General features: G+C 40.6%; 3 protein-coding genes. All 3 read right to left on the bottom strand.

Features of this window, described 5'->3' with window-relative positions; genetic code table 11:
• Positions 1-837: hypothetical protein (locus tag EDD68_RS15085; RefSeq protein WP_207902603.1), on the bottom strand; the 837-nt coding region annotated here is incomplete at its 3' end.
• Complete coding sequence (locus EDD68_RS15080) at positions 834-1511, bottom strand: ABC transporter ATP-binding protein (RefSeq protein ID WP_132373319.1); 678 nt, start codon at positions 1509-1511, stop codon at positions 834-836. The genes EDD68_RS15085 and EDD68_RS15080, both read right to left, overlap by 4 nt.
• Before the next feature lie 60 nt (positions 1512-1571).
• Positions 1572-1946, bottom strand: a complete 375-nt coding sequence (locus tag EDD68_RS15075; RefSeq protein ID WP_132373317.1) for a hypothetical protein — start codon at positions 1944-1946, stop codon at positions 1572-1574.
• Between the last annotated feature and the right edge of the window lie 394 nt (positions 1947-2340).

Raw genomic sequence — 2340 nt, 5'->3', positions numbered from 1 at the left:
GTCCGGTATACTCATAAGCCATTCACTTTCCTGTAGATTGAAGGCCTCTAAATAATCTTCCAGTTCGACATCAAGGGTTTCTGCCTTGATTTTCATAAATAAAGGAATAGTTAAACCATCTCTTTTGAGCACCTTAACAATGTGCGGGTCCCCATAGTTTTTTTTCAAGGCAGATAACCAAAAAGGTTTATCTGCATTATGAAAAGCTGAGAAATCAATACCTGTTAGTTGTTCTTCACTTTCAATATCTATGGCCACTAGAAGATAATAATTAGGAGGCATAATGACAGTCATAAATCGATCCCCAAACGACCTTTGTTTCAAATCAGGATCTGCTATATATTGAATAGAACCTGTCTCTGTCTCTTCAAAATAGACTAAAGATTCTGGTTCACTAATCGGGTATTTTGTCAGTCCGTCCGATGTGAAAAACTGCCAGGTAAATCGAGTAGGCTCAGGTAATCTTGGTAATTCAATGGACATTTGATTCCCACGAAAATACCCGAGGGAAGCCACGGGTGCAGCCACTTCGATGCCTTCCATCTCCTTTAATTCTTCCCATTCAGAAATGGAAATGCCACCCTGGCTGTCTCCGATATAATTATCTTCCACCACCCCGAGTTGTTTTTCCGTTTCCGTACGAGAACCCCCAGGGCGGACCAGTAGATCGTACGTCCCTCTGCCATATTCGGTGATGGAATGGTCTACAGCGAGTTTTGTGTCCCTGGATTGCTGGAGGCCGAATGGAATGAGTGCAAACAGGGCTGTCAGAGCGATGAGAAATGTGAGGGTAGAACCTTTTCGATTCAACAACCGTTTGAAGGATAGCCTGATCATGCGGTCACCTCGTATGGTACCAGGGAGCCACTGGTTAATTGATAAATATCATCCGCTTTTTTTGCCACTTCCATATCATGGGTAACAAGTACAATGGTCTTTCCTTCGTTTCGCAACCTGTCAATCAGTCCGGTAATGATATCCCGATTGTCCTGATCCAGATTCCCGGTCGGTTCATCACAAACGAGCACATCCGGATCAGCAATTAAGGCTCTGGCAATGGCTACCCGCTGTTTTTCTCCCCCGGACAATGACCGGGGCAAACGAGTAAAAAGCTGCTCATGAATGCCGATATGTAAAAGGATTTGTCTGGCTTTCTCATAAAGTTTCTGTTTGGCTTCATCGTACAGGAGAGGCAAGATGACGTTATCGATTACAGAATAGTAGGGTAATAGTTTGAAGTCCTGAAAGACAAAGCCAATATGTTTTCGCCTGAAGTGACTTCTTTCCTTTTCTTTGAGCCGATAGAGATCTTTGCCGTCATAGTTCACATGACCGAAATCCGGTTTTAATAATCCGGACAGACAGTTGAGCAAGGTGGACTTGCCGGACCCGGAAGGTCCCACAATAGCCGTCCATTTGCCGTCCGGGATGGTTAGATCGATATCCCGTAACACTTCCGTAGCATTTGTTCCTCGCCCAAACGATTTGCGGAGATTTTCCACTGTAATCATGTGTTCACCTTCCTTTAAATGTACCCCGGTCTGTTTTCACAGACCGGAATAATGAATGATTTACCTATCTTTAAGAGTAACTGTGCCATATGCATATGCGGTATCACCATTTGAAACACGAAGCTGTGTATACCAGGTTTTAATACTTAGATTTCCTTTATTATAATATGAGCTAACTCTTTTGCTGTAATAGTTTGCTGATGGGTCGTAAAATAATGTCTTGTTACCATCATAGTATTCAACATTATATGTGTTAGATAACCCACCGTCCCATGATAGATTTTTACTAAAATACCCTGAACTAGCTATTCTTGATTCATTGGTTGGAGACATACTAGCTTCAACTAAAGGATAAGCTGAAGCTGTTGAAACACCAACAGTTAAAATTAGAACAGATATCACTGAGGTTATAATCAGTTTTTTTACTATTTTCATAGATTTCACCTCCTTCTATTCTTTGTGGTTAATATTACCACATTATGTTTATATTTGCTACTACAAGAGTATTTTTCCATTCATTCAATGACTAATGTAATCGATTTTAACTCTCTTTTGCATCATGATGACATTACTAATTTTACATATAAAAGAACAAATTTTTAGGTTAGACCCGCCACCGGAAAAAATAAACAGACAGATGACTATACAGGTTCTTTTGAACGGACTTATACCGACAAAGCTTATTCCTAATTCAAACATGTATTCGTATAATGCTTACAAGCAATTTTATCGATGGCTCTATATCCTCCTCGTTAAAACAATCAAGAAGATCATCACGAGAAACAGGGTCATGGTTATCAGTAATCCAGTCAGCACCCACAAAACCGAC

The sequence above is a fragment of the Melghiribacillus thermohalophilus genome (genome assembly GCF_004342905.1).
Lineage (GTDB): Bacteria > Bacillota > Bacilli > Bacillales > Alkalibacillaceae > Melghiribacillus > Melghiribacillus thermohalophilus.
The sequence above is the reverse complement of the archived record's forward strand: the minus strand, read 5'-3'. Positions and strand labels throughout refer to the sequence as shown.

Bases quoted from the DNA above. Each gene is read 5' to 3' on its own strand.
- EDD68_RS15080 (WP_132373319.1), bottom strand. From the start codon at position 1,511: ATGATTACAGTGGAAAATCTCCGCAAATCGTTTGGGCGAGGAACAAAT.
- EDD68_RS15075 (WP_132373317.1), bottom strand. From the start codon at position 1,946: ATGAAAATAGTAAAAAAACTGATTATAACCTCAGTGATATCTGTTCTA.